The 393-nt window shown below is 50.9% G+C and carries 1 protein-coding gene; it reads right to left on the bottom strand.

Annotated elements, in window-relative coordinates; genetic code table 11:
• Nucleotides 1–393, bottom strand: a 393-nt coding sequence (locus R0J87_RS18720) for a hypothetical protein (protein WP_498888085.1), incomplete at both ends; no start/stop codon positions are given.

Raw genomic sequence — 393 nt, 5'->3', positions numbered from 1 at the left:
GGTCACCATCATGGCGAGCATCATAGGAACGGACAGACTTAACAGTCTGCGTTTTTCAAGGGCATTTGCGCGAGAGTGGTCAGCACTGATCAAGTCTAATTGACGGATTTTATGCCATTGCCAGACCACGATGGCGGCAACGGTTAAGCCTCCGGTCATAATCACATGCCAATACTCCACCTCGCTGATCGCCGACATTAACAGTAATAAGAGGCAGGTTTTAACTGCAGGCAGTGCAATCCGCCAGGGCAGGTTAGAAGCTGCCAGCAGTTTTGCAGATTGCAGTACACGGCTAAACAAAGCGCCAATGGCAATCAGAGGGATGACAAATGTGATGATCATCAGCGGGTGATGGCCCAGCACATCCGTTTTCCCCAGATGCAATACCCCACC

It is taken from the genome of Halomonas sp. SIMBA_159, from assembly GCF_046536035.1.
GTDB lineage: Bacteria > Pseudomonadota > Gammaproteobacteria > Pseudomonadales > Halomonadaceae > Vreelandella > Vreelandella venusta_A.
The sequence above is the reverse complement of the archived record's forward strand: the minus strand, read 5'-3'. Positions and strand labels throughout refer to the sequence as shown.